Annotated in this window: 12 protein-coding genes; 1 reads left to right on the top strand and 11 read right to left on the bottom strand. The window is 38.1% G+C overall.

The features are described from left to right. Positions 1-595 precede the first annotated feature (595 nt). From MW688_RS03660 to MW688_RS03625, 8 genes are all read right to left on the bottom strand, one after another. Positions 596-952: a tetratricopeptide repeat protein gene (locus MW688_RS03660; RefSeq protein WP_486734564.1), complete on the bottom strand. Its 357-nt coding sequence runs from the start codon at positions 950-952 to the stop codon at positions 596-598. A 660-nt stretch (positions 953-1,612) separates the two neighbouring features. Continuing rightward, positions 1,613-4,069: a tetratricopeptide repeat protein gene (locus tag MW688_RS03655; protein WP_486734563.1), complete on the bottom strand. Its 2,457-nt coding sequence runs from the start codon at positions 4,067-4,069 to the stop codon at positions 1,613-1,615. Positions 4,070-4,268: 199 nt separating this feature from the next. Continuing rightward, positions 4,269-4,499 (bottom strand): DUF4351 domain-containing protein, encoded by a 231-nt coding sequence (locus MW688_RS03650; RefSeq protein WP_486734562.1) that lies wholly within the window; start codon positions 4,497-4,499, stop codon positions 4,269-4,271. A 586-nt stretch (positions 4,500-5,085) separates the two neighbouring features. Next, positions 5,086-5,964 carry a DUF4351 domain-containing protein gene (locus MW688_RS03645; RefSeq protein ID WP_486734561.1) on the bottom strand — a complete coding sequence of 293 codons (879 nt, stop codon included), beginning with the start codon at positions 5,962-5,964 and terminating at the stop codon, positions 5,086-5,088. A gap of 413 nt (positions 5,965-6,377) precedes the next feature. Further along, on the bottom strand, positions 6,378-7,832 hold the full coding sequence (locus MW688_RS03640; RefSeq protein ID WP_486734560.1) for an MATE family efflux transporter: 1,455 nt from the start codon (positions 7,830-7,832) through the stop codon (positions 6,378-6,380). 474 nt (positions 7,833-8,306) lie between these two features. After that, positions 8,307-9,422, bottom strand: a complete 1,116-nt coding sequence (locus tag MW688_RS03635) for a Gfo/Idh/MocA family protein (protein WP_486734559.1) — start codon at positions 9,420-9,422, stop codon at positions 8,307-8,309. 240 nt (positions 9,423-9,662) lie between these two features. After that, on the bottom strand, positions 9,663-10,709 hold the full coding sequence (locus MW688_RS03630; RefSeq protein ID WP_486734558.1) for a DUF488 domain-containing protein: 1,047 nt from the start codon (positions 10,707-10,709) through the stop codon (positions 9,663-9,665). An 8-nt stretch (positions 10,710-10,717) separates the two neighbouring features. Beyond that, positions 10,718-11,410, bottom strand: a complete 693-nt coding sequence (locus tag MW688_RS03625; RefSeq protein ID WP_486734557.1) for a dual OB domain-containing protein — start codon at positions 11,408-11,410, stop codon at positions 10,718-10,720. Positions 11,411-11,482: 72 nt separating this feature from the next. On the opposite strand from MW688_RS03625, the gene MW688_RS03620 reads away from it, so the two are divergent. Then, positions 11,483-12,610 carry a glycosyltransferase family 4 protein gene (locus MW688_RS03620; RefSeq protein WP_486734556.1) on the top strand — a complete coding sequence of 376 codons (1,128 nt, stop codon included), beginning with the start codon at positions 11,483-11,485 and terminating at the stop codon, positions 12,608-12,610. A 79-nt stretch (positions 12,611-12,689) separates the two neighbouring features. Here the strand turns inward: MW688_RS03620 and MW688_RS03615 are convergent, their stop codons facing one another. Genes MW688_RS03615 through MW688_RS03605 form a run of 3 tightly spaced genes read right to left on the bottom strand, consistent with a single transcriptional unit; the run spans position 12,690 to position 14,921 of the window. Then, positions 12,690-12,998 (bottom strand): hypothetical protein, encoded by a 309-nt coding sequence (locus tag MW688_RS03615; protein WP_486734555.1) that lies wholly within the window; start codon positions 12,996-12,998, stop codon positions 12,690-12,692. 7 nt (positions 12,999-13,005) lie between these two features. After that, positions 13,006-13,872, bottom strand: a complete 867-nt coding sequence (locus tag MW688_RS03610; protein WP_486734554.1) for an ABC transporter permease — start codon at positions 13,870-13,872, stop codon at positions 13,006-13,008. Between the two features lie 29 nt (positions 13,873-13,901). Next, on the bottom strand, positions 13,902-14,921 hold the full coding sequence (locus MW688_RS03605) for an ABC transporter ATP-binding protein (RefSeq protein WP_486734553.1): 1,020 nt from the start codon (positions 14,919-14,921) through the stop codon (positions 13,902-13,904). Between the last annotated feature and the right edge of the window lie 68 nt (positions 14,922-14,989).

Raw genomic sequence — 14,989 nt, 5'->3', positions numbered from 1 at the left:
AATGAGTAATGAGTAATGAGTAATGAGTAATGAGTAATGAGTAATGAGTAAGAAGGTAGCCTGTAACCTGTAGGTTGCCCCTTAGTTAACCTATCCTTTATAAGCAACTCACCAAACCCTTGTATAGCTCCGGGAGCACGGGAGCACAGGAGAAAGCAGATGTAGTTTTATATTATATACTGTAGGTTGGGCCCTTGGTAACGAAACCCAACCATCTAAGTTTGTAGTAGGGCTTTAGCCCTATCAATCTGAGGGAGTAACCATAATTTAATTAGTTATCATTTAGGATATTGATGCAAATATTTAAAAACCTTCTTTCTCCCGGAGCTATTTTAATCATAAGTATATAAGCGGACATGATTTTAATGGCTCTTTTGGCGACCGCCTAAACTACGACTATCTAATTAAACGTATTGTACTACACTATGGGCGAACTCCCCCATACGAATATCATAACTTAATGACTAGATAATTGTCAAGGAAGAAAGTAATCAATTATAGGTTGGGTAAAAGGTCGTGCAATCCAACAAGCAAAGTGGACGGTAATAAAATTAATGTTGGGTTTCGTTCCTCAACCCAACCTACAAACTACAAACTATTGAGATGATTGTTTAATTCTGATAATTTCTTGATAAATCTCCTCAGAGACCATTGCTTTTAATTCTTCTTCCGGTAATTGAAGCAAAAATTCTAAAATCATTTGTTGATAGTTACTAATCATAGTTTGAGTATGAGGGTGATTTTCTCCTAAGGTTAACCTAGCAATGGCTATAGCTCTAGTATAGAGAGGTTCTGCCTCACTGTAGCGTCCCTGACTTCCGTACAAACCAGCCAAATTATTGAGGCTAGTTGCTACATTAGGGTGGTCAGGACCCAGCAGCCTTTCTGTTACTTCTAGGGCGCGGATATAGAGAGGTTCTGCCTCACTGTAGCGTCCCTGATATAGGTACAAACCAGCTAAATTATTGAGTCAGAGTAGGGTGTGTTAGCCCGAAGGGCGTAACGCACCAAGTTATCGAAAGAAAGCAACAGGGGAACTTTCGGATTATTTTTACTAATTAAACAGGTAAGCTTCTGAATACAAGATAATTAATGGTGCGTTACATTTCTTACTTCGCATCCTACAAGTGATCTTTGATATTTTGTTAAGGGATTTTGGGAGAGATCCGCAGCGATCGCCAAGTCGCCCTTTTTGAGCGATCGCTCTCTTGACTATTTTATTATTACTTTATACTACAATAGGGGCGAGTTCACCCATACAGATAGTATAACTCAATGACTAGATAATTGTCAAGAAAGACAATTAATAAATTGTAGGTTGGGTAAAACTCACATCTTCCACCAGTACTTCTGTACTAAATTAACCTCAGAAAAAGTTCATTTCTCTTTAGTCTAAGATGCAAAGGTCAACCAATTTTTAAGCGCGATCGCATTAATTCTTTAACTCATTACTGATTACTCATTACTCATTACTCAACCCCAACCAGTAACATTTGGGTTTTGATGCAAGATGTGAGGTAAAAGGTCGTGCAACCCAACAAGCAAAGTGGAAGGTAATAAAATTAATGTTGGGTTTCGTTCCTCAACCCAACCTACAAACTTCTCGCGGTGCTCACTTTTTGTCAAGCATTTGTTGATAGTTAGTAATGATAGTTTGAGTATTAGGATGATTTTCTCCTAAGGTTTCTGTCGCAATGGCTATAGCTCTAGTATAGAGAGGTTCAGCCTCACTGTAGCGTCCCTGATTTCGGTACAAAAGTGCCAAATTATTGAGGCTAGTGGCTACATCAGGGTGGTCAGCACCCAGCAGCCTTTCTCTTAGTTCTAGGGCGCGGATATAGAGAGGTTCTGCCTCACTGTAGCGTCCCTGACTTTCGTACAAATTGGCCAAATTATTGATGCTAGTGGCTAGGTATGGGTGGTCAGCACCCAGCAGCCTTTCATAGAGTTCTAGGGCGCGGATATAGAGAGGTTCTGCCTCACTGTAGCGTCCCTGACTTTCGTACAAATTGGCCAAATTATGGAGGCTAGTGGCTAGGTATGGGTGGTCAGCACCCAGCAGCCTTTCAATAAGTTCTAGGGCGCGGATATAGAGAGGTTGTGCCTCACTGTCGCGTCCCTGACTTCGGTACAAATTGGCCAAATTATTGAGGCTAGTGGCTACATCAGGGTGGTCAGCACCCAGCAGCCTTTCTCTTAGTTCTAGGGCGCGGATATAGAGAGGTTCAGCCTCACCGTAGCGTCCCTGACTTCGGTACAAATTGGCCAAATTATTGAGGCTAGTGGCTACATGAGGGTGGTCAGCACCCAGCCGCCTTTCATAGAGTTTTAGGGCGCGGATAAAGAGAGGTTCAGCCTCACTGTAGCGTCCCTGATATAGGTACAAAAGGGCCAAATTATTGAGGCTAGTGGCTACATCAGGGTGGTCAGCATCCAGCCGCCTTTCTCTTAGTTCTAGGGCGCGGATAAAGAGAGGTTCAGCCTCACTGTAGCGTCCCTGATATAGGTACAAAAGTGCCAAATTATTGAGGCTAGTGGCTAGGTATGGGTGGTCAGTACCTAATCTTTCTTCAGTAATTGATACACAGTGCTTATACCAAGGTTCTGCCGATTGATAAAGTCCTTGCCCTTGGTAAAAATGCCCTAATCCTACATAAGGCCAGATTAAATTCTCATCTTCTATATTTTCCCCTAGTTCCTCTGGTACTATTTCCAGATGGGGTATCCAAGGACTAATTGCTTTTATCTGCTGTTGAGTGGAGGTATAGGGGATTTCTTTAGCTAAACTTATCATCAATTGACAGTACCTTTCTTTAGCAGTCACCGCTAATGGAGATGCTTCTAATTTATCTCTCAAATACTGACGAATCAGAGTATGTATTTGATAGTTCGATTCTCCCTGGTCTTCCAGTAGACTGAAGTTTACTAAATAGTCTTCTACTATTTCCTCTAATTCATCTTCATCTTCTATTTCACTGATTCCTTGAATCAAATTATCAGGAATTGGTGCTAGGGCAAACAGACTTAGATATCTTCCCAGGTTTTGGGCTGTTTCTGGTAATTCTGACCATGTAATCTCAAAGGCTGCTTTTACTCCTTTGGTTGCGGTCATTTCTATACTAGTTTCCTCTAGGAATTTAGCATTGAGTGGTTCTGCTTGTAAGCGCTGGCGCATTTTCTCTATAGTCCACTTATTTCGACGTTTGAGGAATTTGGCCACTAATTCTAATCCCAGGGGTAAGTAACCCAGGTCTTCACAGAGGGCTTTAGCTGCTTCTAGTTGACTATTTACCCTGTCTTCACCAATAAAAGATTTAATTAATTCTAATGCTGGTTGTTCTTCTAATACTTCTAATGCTACTACTCGCAGATTATCTGCCAGTCTTTGCACTCTGGTGGTGATAATTACTTTGAAACGCTTATCTTGAGGGGGTAAAAAGTTGTGAATCTGTTGATAATCTCGCACATCATCAAAGATAATTAGAGTATCTCCTGAGGGCCATTTATGCCAACAGAGTTGGATTCTTTCTGTTTCTTCTCCTTCATCGGGGATGGGAATTTGTAGATAGTTTTTGGCGAAGTTGAGTATCTGTGTAGCTAAATTACCTGTATCGGCGATATTCAGCCAACAAATACCGCCTGTATAAATATTCTGAAGTGTTCTTTCTTTTGCGGCTAGGGCATATTGTAGGGCTAGTTCGGTTTTACCAATACCTCCCATACCTGTGACGGTAGTGATGGCTATTCGGGTGGCGGTTTGTAATTCTGTGTCTAGTTGTGACCAGGCTTGTTGTCTCCCAACAAATTTGGGTACACCGCTTTTAGGTAAGTTATGAATTATTTTTGTGAAGATAATTTCTTCAGTTTTTGAAGCTTTCTCTATCTTTTCTAAACTAATCCCTCTTGAGTCAGATGATTCAGCTAACTTTAATAAAGCAATTGCTCTTTCTGTTTGGGGTTTGTCTGAAGATGGTAAGAGTTCTACAGGGGCATTTAAAATATAAATTAAACGGTTAAACTGTGGTGGAGTTAGTTTCTCTAGGTTTTCTAATAGCTCTGATTTATCCATAATTATTTTATTTACTATAGTTGACTTTTTTGTGCTGCACTTAGCGAAGCCCCAATCCGAAATATTTAGTATAAATATATATATAAATGTGTTTTGTTTCTTATAACCTAATTTTAAGATAAGCGATCGCCATCAATCTACTTCTAGTATAAATATGTAAGAGCGATCGCGAAGTGCTGTTTTTTTAATCAAAGTTTAATTATTTATTGGTTTCTTCTCTTAGCCAGCTTTCTAAATCTTCATAACTATGAAAAGCTAATAATTCTTCTGCTAGTTTTTCTATCGATTCTTGATTTAGTTGGCGAATTCTCTCCGTTACTTCTGGGTTTATATTACCTAATTTTCGCTGTAATATACGTAAGATAATATTAAATTCCCCTTCTTGTTTGGCTTTGGCTCTATCTTCTTGATATAATGGCGCTAGTCTCATAATGAATATCAAATCCGTTTAATTATTTATATTCTGGGATATTGATGCAAATACTTAAACACCCTCTTTCTCCCCTGCTCTCTGTGTTGGTTTCTAAGATAATTTGGTGCGTTACGCCCTTCGGGCGCTTCGCACCCTACTTCTGACAGCAATAAATTAATGTTGGGTTGAGTACCAATAAATCTAGTCAATTTTGGTATTTTTGATAAGAGTTTGTTTTAAGTGCGATCTTCTCAATCTACTTCTAGTATAAATATATGATTAATATAAGGGCGCTAGTCTCATAATGAATATCAAATCCGTTTAATTATTTATATTCTGGGATATTGATGCAAATACTTAAACACCCTCTTTCTCCCCTGCTCTCTGTGTTGGTTTCTAAGATAATTTGGTGCGTTACGCCCTTCGGGCGCTTCGCACCCTACTTCTGACAGCAATAAATTAATGTTGGGTTGAGTACCAATAAATCTAGTCAATTTTGGTATTTTTGATAAGAGTTTGTTTTAAGTGCGATCGCCATCAATCTACTTCTAGTATAAATATGTGAGAGCGATCGCGAAGTGCTGTTTTTTTAATGAAAGTTTAATTATTTATTGGTTTCTTCTCTTAGCCAGCTTTCTAAATCTTCATAACTATGAAAAGCTAATAATTCTTCTGCTAGTTTTTCTATCGATTCTTGATTTAGTTGGCGAATTCTCTCCGTTACTTCTGGGTTTATATTACCTAATTTTCGCTGTAATATACGTAAGATAATATTAAATTCCCCTTCTTGTTTGGCTTTGGCTCTATCTTCTTGATATAATGGCGCTAGTCTCATGATTAATTCCCTCTCTTCTGTTTCTCTGCTTTGTGTATTTATTTCTAAGTTTTTTTGCAGTGTAAATAGTACCTCCAATATATCTGATTTTAATCTATTCCCTTCTGGTAGGTTGACTAATTCTTCTATAGCTTGTTGTTGAGTTTTTCCTCTTCCCAACAGTCTTAACCACAATGTTTCTGCTGTTACCGACAGTTGATGAATCACGACTATTGCTGTTTTTAATTCTGAAGCTAAGAAATAAATTCCATTCCCCCAGTCATCTTTTTCTTCTGCCTTAAATTCTCCTAAAATTCTGGAAGAGGCTGTTGGGGTAAGAATCCACAGATTAGGGGAGTTTAATAATTGTGGTTGATTTCTTTTTGCTTCTCTATTTATTTGTTTTCTGACTACTAATAGTTTTAAGATACAGTCTGTTATTTCTTCTTTGGTTACCGGATTACGGTATGGTTCTAATAAGCAAGGTTTACTGGCTATTTTGCTCAATATTCCTAGATTACTGGGTAACTTGTCAGAATTGGGCACAAAATAAAGGTCTATTTCTCTGATTTCTCCTGATACTTGTTTGGAGACTACTACTTCTCCATAAGGGAGTAAGAGTGTTTCTAAATAGTCTTTACTGAATTGGTCATAGATAAATCTAGTCAATTTTGGTCTTTTTGATAAGAGTTTGTTTTAAGTGCGATCGCCATCAGTCTACTTCTAGTATAAATATGTGAGAGCGATCGCCCTTTTGAGTAATGAGTTTTGAAGTAATAAGTAATGAGTAAATACCCTCATCAATGGTGCTATCCTTTATAAACATCTTTCTTAACATAAAACTTGACAAAAACACCAACTTGTGTATCAGTGCTTTTTGAGATTTTGTCTAAGAAATTAATGTATAGTAATATACATTTTATCCACAACTTAAGTAATTTTACTGAAAATCCCTCTCCGCGAGAGAAAACCTGCTCAAAATTGCCAGCCTTTACCAGTTAATGGTTTGGGGTCACAAATAACTTATGAAGTGGCGGAGAGCGCCTCCCAATAACTCAAGATTATTGACCAAAAAACAGCCTCTAAGGCGCTCTCCGCTTTCGCTGGCAATTTTGAGTAAGTTTATTGCACCCCTGCTCCCGTGCTCCGGTGCTCCCGGAGCTATACAAGGGTTTGGTGAGTTCCTTATAAAGGATAGCCTTATGAGGAGAGTTAGGGGGACTAATTTTTCTCTCTAGGAAAAAGGCCATTACTCCTACAACTAGATTAGCAAAGGTTGCAGCCAGAAAAATCCCTTTGAGTCCTAATAGCCAACTACCCAAATAAGCAAGGGGAAGATAGAGAACTAGCATCCTACTGACAATTAAAACTAAAGAAGATGTCGGTCTACCCAAAGCGTTGAAAACAGCACTAGAAACCAAAATTACCCCATATCCTATATAACTAATAGAAACTAAACGCAGATACATTGAAGCAACATCAACCACTTGGGGGTCTGGGTTAAATAGTTTAGCGAGATTAGGCGCCGCTATTACTAAGGCAATCCAGATAAATAGTCCCCAAGCGACACATAAGTTGATACTGATATTCAAAGCCTCTCTAACTCGCTGATATTCCTTAGCACCCCAGTTTTGTCCCACAAAAGGACCTATCCCAGCAGATAAAGCCATTAAACCAATAATAGAGAAGGATTCAATCCGGGTAGCAACTCCAAATCCTGCTACAGCTTCTGGGTTATAAGTAGCAATCAAACTAGTAATAATTCCAATAGAAATAGGATTAATCATATTAGTACCCGCCGCAGGTAAACCCACTGCTAAAATTGACTGCCAACAACGCCACGCTTGACGAGGATGGGGAAGCTTCCAGGTAATTAAGTTAAGACGAAAGTGGAGTAAATAAATAGAGGCAACCAAAGTAATAGCGCGGGAAATTACTGTGGCTAAAGCTGCTCCTTTTAAGCCGAGAGGGGGGATAAAACCCCAACCAAATATAAATATAGGGTCGAGAATAATATTTATAAATCCTGCTATCATCATAATGATACTAGGAGTAAAAGTATCGCCAGATGCTCTTATAGCACTGTTACCTACCATCGGTACTACTAGACAAATCATTCCCAAGTACCAAATAGTCATATATTCTCTAATTAGGGGAAGAGTTTGTGCGTCAGCACCAAGAAGAGTAAAAATAGGGTCAATTGTCGCTAATCCTATGATTACAGCTACACTGACAATTAAGATTGAGAGTAAAAGACTGTTGGTTGTTAAATATTTGACTCTATCTGTGTTACCTTCGCCAATGGCACGGGCAATTACCGAAGAGGCACCAATTCCTAAACCAATAGCCATGCTTCCGAGTATCATCACCACCGGAAAGGTGAAACTCATTGCCGCTAGTTGAGTTGTACCTAATTTGCCCACAAAATAGGTATCTACTAAGTTAAAAAAGATAACGGCAAATACTCCCCAAATCATTGGTATGGTTAATTGGAGTAGAGTTTTGGTGACATTTCCCTGGGTAAGTTGTGCTTTCATAAGGCGATCGCACCTTTTGTTAAGATTTATTAATGTTTCTTTGTTAAAAATCTTAACACTTTTTCTGCCATGATGATATCTACCTCACACCAAAGCATCTATACCTAATGTTACTCGTGGTGGATGAATAATGAGTCTTGAAGTAATGAGTAACAGGAGGCAGGAGGCTCCGAGGCAGGAGGCAGGGTGCAGGGTGCAGGGTGCAGGGTGCAGGGAGCAGGGAGGCAGGGAGCACCGGAGCACGGGAGCACCGGAGCACGGGAGCACCGGAGCACGGGAGCAGGGAGCACCGGAGCACGGGAGCAGGAGGCAAGAGAGTTAGGTACAACCTCATGAGTCCTTTGAAATGCTATAACTCATAACTTCGAGACTTCAAGACTTCAAGAATTCGAGACTTCAAGACTTCAAGACTTCTTACTTCAAAACTCATTACTCATTACTTCAAAACTCATTACTCAACAACAACCAGTAACATTAGGTATAGATGCAAGATGTGAGTTGAGGAACGTCTACCCAAGTTCGCTGTTGATGAGATTGATGAGTTAAATCCATAAGTAATTGAGAATATACTCCTTCAGCTAAAGAAGGAGCAGAAACTTGATCTGCTTCTATACACTTTACCCAATGATCTACTACTCTAATAAAAGGGGCTAAACGTCCATCGGTGAAAACCTGAGGAAAAGCTAAACGTTTGGGTATTTCTACCTCTGTCAAGGTTTTATCTGGTAATGCCTCCCATAGTCGAAAACCGTGAACATAATCTTTGAGGTTATTACTACCCAAAACCAGAGTACCCTTATCCCCATAGACTTCTAACCAATGTCCTCTACCATTGTTTGTCACTGAAGATAGGGAAATTTGACAGGGAGTACCATCGGCTAACTCCAGTAAGATTAAATTAGTATCGTCGCTATCTACAACCTTTAACTCTCCTCCAGCTTTTAAATCAGGACGTTGTTGAATAGCAGAGGCTAAATAACCAGATAATCTTTGCACAGGACCAAATAACCAGTTAATATAGTCAAAGCAATGAGAACCAATCGCACCCAAAACTCCACCCCCTAAATCTTTACGGGAATACCAATTCCAAGGACGTTCTGGATTAGCCCTACTTGCTACTAACCAATCTACTTTGATTAAATATTTTTTGCCTACATATCCTGCGGCTAAATATTCTGCTAGTAATTGCCAAGCGGGAATGAAGCGAAATTCAAAATCAGGAACCACAATTACTTGATGTTGTTTGGCTAGTTGATGTAACTCTTTTACTTCAGCTACATTGAGAGTCATAGGTTTTTCTAACAACAGATGTTTTTTAGCTGTGATAATTTTTTTTCCCATTTCGTAGTGTAAAAAGGGAGGAGTTGCTAAGGTAATTGCTTCAATCTCTCCTAAGGCTAACATTTCTTCTAGTTGTGTACAAGCAAAGGGGATATTCTGGGATTTGGCGATCGCTTTTGCGGTTTCTGCTTCCCGATGGTATACTGCAATTACTTCAGTTTGGGGATGTTGTTGTAATCCTGGTATATGTATTTTTGACCCAAATCCTGTTCCCACTACTCCTACTTTTATTTGTTTTTTTTGATTCATATCAATTCTCTTTTCTCTCCATAGTTAATTAATTTCCCTGGGGTTTGTTGGGTTTCGTTCCAAGGGCCCAACCTACAATTTTATCAACTTTTAATTTACCTCTTTTTTGGGTACAAAATAAATTATAGCAATGAGCAAATAGATGTTTACAGTTATTATGAAAAGCACCCCTTGGTAAGGGGGGTTGGGGGGATCTGTAAATCTAAATATCGTTAACACGAACTACTGCTATATCTACAACTATAAGTGAATAATCTCCACTTCACCCCATTTTTCTTGTAAATACTCTGCTACTAAACGACGATGACAAAAGTGAGGTTTCGCTTCACTACACAATAAACAACTATTATTTAACATTTCTCGATTTAATACTTGTTCAATTTTTCTTTTTTCTAACAATTTTATGAATTTTTCCTGATAAATCGGCCAGTTATCTTGATTCTTTTTATATTCTGTTAAAATCTCTTGAGTTGGTGCTAATTCTGTTCGATGATAATATTCAATCTGAGCTATTTTTTTGAGAAAATAAGCTAAATCTTTCTTTTTGGTAAATCCAGCTAGTTGAGAAACATTGTTTAATCTGGTATCTATTACTGTTTTTACTTGATTATTTATCAAGAGTTCAAAGAATTCTTGAGCTGTTTTTTTGGTAAATCCTATAGTTAGTAGTTTGATTTTTTTTTTAGTTTGATAGGCAATTTTTTCTCCTTGACGATTATAAGCTTGTCTAATTAGTTCTTTTTTATTCTCTCCAGAATGATTAAGATAATCAACAATATTTAATTGGTTAAAGTCTTCAATTAACTTATGAAGTTTTAATAACCTTTGTTCAAACTTATCATGATTTTCTAATTTTCCTTGGGGCAATATATGGAATATATCTAATTTTTTTTCTTTTAATTGTTGACAAATTAATACAGCGCGATGACAATTAATAGGGTCTTTTTCTGCACACATCAGGGCAATTTTATAATTATTTAATCCAGCAATAAGACGTTTAATTCCCTGAGAAAATTCTGGAGTTGCTGCTATTTTAGCATATAATGCTTTACCATTAACATAACAATCAGAATTATTGGGTCTAGCGCCTAATTCTTGACCGAGAAAAATATATTTAATATTTTCTTGTTCTAGTTTGGCTTGCAAATTTCCCTGATTAAAATGGGGTAAATAGCGACTATAGGGATGCGATCGCACATCAGCTATGGCAGTAATCTGATATTGGTGTAAGAGTTGAATAAAAGCATCTATAGTTAAATTAGAATGGCCAATTGTATATAATTCCATGAAAAAAACTATACAGAAATAACTGCTGCTACTAGTTTATAACAATATTCTTCATAGGGTTCGCTTAAACTAATAGTAAAAAAAACCCAATCAGGATTAAAATCTGGTAAACTTAAGCTATGTATAGGGTAGTTACCATCAGGCAAATGTTGAATTTTTTGCTTAAAAATTGGATCTGTCACTGATAAACAGTAGGGACAATTTTGCAGAGTAAAACTAGCTTTTAATTTCCAAGAATCTACTAATTCAATAACTTTGAAGTTAAGATTTTCTGGTTTAACCAAAATTAAAGATGCAGAGGGTGGATTGTCAAGCAAATAACTATATTTAATTTTTTTGTCAAAATCATTAAATAAATAGGGAGGGGATACAGCTACAGATTCGAGAAAGTCTCTAATCTTTTGTTTTTCCTGAGAAGAGTGGCGATTGAAACGATGACATAGACGCCAAGGTTGAGGATTAAATAACCAATTTTCTGGGTGATGGGGTTGTGGAGATGGTTTAATGAGGTCGATTTCGATAATATCTAAAGGTAGTGGTTCATCATCATCAGAAAGTTGATAATCTTGACTAAATAGAGTACCATCATCTCTAGTTGAAACTGGACGAATCCAACCTTTACCATCCTGTCTTAAGCCAGCAATACATCTACCTAGGTGTTTATCAGAGTTAGCTAGACATAAAATTTGGTGAGTTGGCATCTAATTTGTTCCTAAATCAATAAATTTTGCCAAATCAAATTAACTTTTAGTTTAATTATAAGTTTAGCGTTAGTGAAACAGCAATACAAACATTTATTTATTTTTATAGAAGTGTTTAGCAGCGAGGGGGGAATACAATCTTATGTCCAAGATTTACTAGCTGCCTATTCATCTTTACCGGAGAAAGACTACCAAGGCAAGATATTTTTGCTGAGAGATGGGGAGGGATGTAATAATCCTTTGGTTAATACATCTTTGGATTTTCATTATTGCCAAGCGGCAAAACCATGGCAAGATCGTTTAAATCTAGCTTCTCGGTTATTGTTAAGTTTAGTTACTCAAAAACCAGATCATGTATACTGTGGTCATATTAATTTAACCCCCTTAATTGCTAGTCTCTGTTTACCTCTAAAAATACCCTATACTGTTTTAACTTATGGGAAAGAAGTGTGGTCGCCTCTGAATAGGATTAAACGTCTAAGTTTACAAAAAGCCACAGGAATTTGGACAATTAGTCGTTATAGTCGCGATCGCCTTTGTGAAGCCAATCAAATTAAACCTGAAAAGGTAAAAATTTTACCCTGTGTGGTGGATGGCGATCGCTTTACTCCTGGTGAGAAGCCAAAAGCCTTGATAGATAAATATAACTTAGGTGAAAATAAGGTATTAATGACGGTAGCGCGTTTATGGTCAGGAGATATCTATAAGGGTGTAGATGTGACTATTCGTGCCTTACCCACAATTTTAGAACAATATCCCCAAGTTAAATATTTAATCATTGGTAGAGGGGATGATCAACCCCGTTTAGCAAAGTTAGCAGCAGAATTAGGGGTAGATAAGCAGGTGGTTTTTGCTGGATTTATTCCTAATTCAGAATTACCAGATCATTATCGAGTTGCCGATATTTATGTGATGCCTTCTCAAGAAGGTTTCGGTATAGTTTATTTAGAGGCTTTAGCTTCAGGGATTCCTGTGATAGCAGGAGATGCTGATGGGTCAGCAGATCCCTTGCAGGATGGCCGTTTAGGTAAACAAGTACCTCATCGGGATCCTCTTGCTGTAGCTAAAGCTTGTGTTGATATTCTTCGGTGTGGGGATCAAAATATTAATCCTCAGTGGTTACGGGAGGAGACTTTAGCTAAATTTAGTCAATCTAGTTTGAGACAGCAACTAGCTTTGGAGTATCTTGATCAATATTAATTGGGGAGATCGCCAATAACAGCCTAGCTTCAAACTAGAGTAATATGATAAAAAGCGATCTCCCCAATTGAAATGCTAATTACTCTGAGTTTTGATTATTGAGTAATTCCTGCTGTTGCTGTTTAAAGTCGTTAGCAGCATTATTAATATTTTCGTTGCTATCCTCTCTAAATTCTTCTGGACTACGAATTTCACCCATAGTAGCACGGCGAATTAAGTCCATGGGATTTAATCCAGAACTTCCAGTGAGGGGATCATATTCATTGCTTTGAAAGCCATCTGTATTAGAATTCGGATTAACCTGGGCTAAACATGGAGTAATCAAAGCTAAACAAGCAGCCACAGATAGAGAATGTATGGCGAGGGTAGGGAGTAACTTAGTTAGCATAGTTTTTTTATGAAAAACGACGACGGAGGAGAGGTTGAATTGCCAAAAGAGCAACAGCATCAAATATAACAAGAATCAAGAGGACTTGATTAAAGCTAGTAGAAAACCAAGGAGATGCTAAAACAGTACTAGTGAAGCTCCAATCTTGATTAAGATAGAGATAGCGAATTGGTTCAATAGCGTAGGTTAGGGGATTAGCTAAAGCAATTACCTGTAACCATTTAGCCATAAAGTCTAGGGGTGCTAAAGCTGTACTAGCAAATAACAGAGGTAAGTTAGCTACAAAGATTATCGCAATTAGCTCAATATGTCCTGGTAGGGCAAAAGCTAAACCGAGACTGAGGGCAGTCACTGCTAAAACAATCAAAAGTACAATTAGAGCGATTGTTGCTAATCCAGCTACACTTGGGAATCCTGCACCCACAAAGGCGCTTGCCACTACAATTACTGCTGTTTGAATTAAGCTCAAAGCGACTATGTAGATAGTAGAGGCGGCAACAATTGAGTAGCGAGAAGCTAGGGGGGCTACTAGAAGGCGATTGAGGAAGCCGAATTCCCTATCAAACATTACTGGGAGTCCTGCGTTTAAAGCTCCAGAAAAAGCGGTAAAAACGATTATTCCTGGTGCTAGAAATTGAGCATAGTTAGCTTGATTACCGAAAATTCCCTGGGGTGCCTGTTCAAAAAGAGCACCAAAGAGAATTAACCAAATAAATGGTTGAATAATTCCTGCCACTAGAGTAGAGGGGCGGCGCTGGAGTTGAATAAACAGGCGTTTAGTTAGAGCGAGGGTTTCTTGAGTAAAATCTGCTATGGGGTTAGTTTGGTCAAGATTGCTTGGGGTAAATTTTTCTGTGGTTATACTTTGGCTCATAATATTTGCTTTTATTTTATTAAAGAGATTTATTTCATTTGTTGTTTTTTCTCAGCTTTTAAATCTCTGCTACTCATTGCTGCTAATTCAGCATCGAGAAGGGTTTTACCTGTGGCTGCTAGATACACATCATCTAGACTAGGGCGAGATTGGGTTAAGCTAAATATAGGTAAATTAGCCTCAGTGAGAGTTTGTTCGATTTGACTTAGGGAGTTAGCTTGGGGGGTAACTACTAAGTTGAGAGAATTCCCCTGGGCTTGGTTGGTAATAATTTCTTGAATAAAGGGTAGTTTAGTTAAGATATTGCTGGCGGTTTGTGCCTCTTCTAGTGTAGCAAATTCCTTGAGGCGCAAGGTGACGCGATCTCCCCCTATTTTTTCTTTTAGTTGACTTGGTGTTCCTTCTGCTATTACTGTACCCTTATCTATAATAGCTAGACGGTCTGCGAGGGCGTCGATTTCTTCTAGGTAGTGACTGGTAATCAGTACAGTTGTGCCTTGTTCTCGTAGTTTACGTAAAAAATCCCAAACTACGATTCTACTTTCGATATCTAAACCCACTGTGGGTTCATCGAGTACTAATAGTTGAGGTTTATGGAGTAACCCTGCGGCTAAATCTAAACGTCTTCGTAAACCTCCTGAGTAGGTACCTGTTTTTTTGTCTGCATACTCACTTAATCCCAATAGTTCGATTAATTCTTCTACTCTTTTTTTAGCTTGAGAGCGAGGTATGTGGTACAGGGCCGATTGTAGTTCTAATAGTTCTTTGCCTGTTAATATTTTATCTAGGGCAACTTCTTGGGCAACGTAGCCGATTTGACGCCTTACTGCTTTGGGTTGTTCAATTGCCGATATGCCGCACACTTGAATCTCCCCAGCATCTGGTTTAGTTAGGGTACATAGACAGCGTATTGTGGTTGTTTTTCCTGCGCCATTAGGACCTAGTAATCCAAAAATTTCCCCTGGTTGAACTTTAAATGATATATTTTTTACGGCTACTACTGAACCGTAGGATTTTTGTAAATTGTTTATTAAAACAGTGGGAACCATAGTACAGTTCTTTTTACTTTTGTTATTGATAATTATTTGTTTTTATTTTAGCTTGATCCTTTACATAA

The sequence above is a fragment of the Johannesbaptistia floridana genome, assembly GCF_057440575.1.
This window is presented reverse-complemented; position numbering and strand designations above follow the sequence as displayed.

Bases quoted from the DNA above. Each gene is read 5' to 3' on its own strand.
- MW688_RS03655 (WP_486734563.1), bottom strand. From the start codon at position 4,069: ATGGATAAATCAGAGCTATTAGAAAACCTAGAGAAACTAACTCCACCA.
- MW688_RS03650 (WP_486734562.1), bottom strand. From the start codon at position 4,499: ATGAGACTAGCGCCATTATATCAAGAAGATAGAGCCAAAGCCAAACAA.
- MW688_RS03640 (WP_486734560.1), bottom strand. From the start codon at position 7,832: ATGAAAGCACAACTTACCCAGGGAAATGTCACCAAAACTCTACTCCAA.
- MW688_RS03635 (WP_486734559.1), bottom strand. From the start codon at position 9,422: ATGAATCAAAAAAAACAAATAAAAGTAGGAGTAGTGGGAACAGGATTT.
- MW688_RS03630 (WP_486734558.1), bottom strand. From the start codon at position 10,709: ATGGAATTATATACAATTGGCCATTCTAATTTAACTATAGATGCTTTT.
- MW688_RS03625 (WP_486734557.1), bottom strand. From the start codon at position 11,410: ATGCCAACTCACCAAATTTTATGTCTAGCTAACTCTGATAAACACCTA.
- MW688_RS03615 (WP_486734555.1), bottom strand. From the start codon at position 12,998: ATGCTAACTAAGTTACTCCCTACCCTCGCCATACATTCTCTATCTGTG.
- MW688_RS03610 (WP_486734554.1), bottom strand. From the start codon at position 13,872: ATGAGCCAAAGTATAACCACAGAAAAATTTACCCCAAGCAATCTTGAC.
- MW688_RS03605 (WP_486734553.1), bottom strand. From the start codon at position 14,921: ATGGTTCCCACTGTTTTAATAAACAATTTACAAAAATCCTACGGTTCA.